Annotated in this window: 1 pseudogene; it reads left to right on the forward strand. The window is 66.1% G+C overall.

The features are described from left to right. A pseudogene (locus tag OO54_RS41065) lies at nucleotides 1–316 on the forward strand (hypothetical protein); the annotation flags it as partial.

Below are 316 nucleotides of genomic sequence, written 5' to 3' on the forward strand. Positions count from 1 at the left end.
ACAACTCCACCTGCACGTCCTTCGAGCAGCTCAACCTCGCCACCGCCCAGGGCGCCCAGACCCTCAAGAGCGCCAGCGGCTGCGCCCTCAACATCACCGGCGGCACCGAGACCGGGCACGCGAGCGGCACGTACTCGCACTGGAACGGCTACAAGCTCGACTTCGCCAAGTACACCTGCGTCGGGAACTACATCAAGAACACGTTCACCTACATCGGGCTGCGCGGCGACGGAGCCCCGCAGTGGAAGTCCGGCGCCGGCAACGTCTACGCCGACGAGGGCAACCACTGGGACGTGACCTTCTACAACTGCGGCGG

Source organism: Streptomyces wedmorensis (assembly GCF_000716445.1).
GTDB lineage: Bacteria > Actinomycetota > Actinomycetes > Streptomycetales > Streptomycetaceae > Streptomyces > Streptomyces wedmorensis.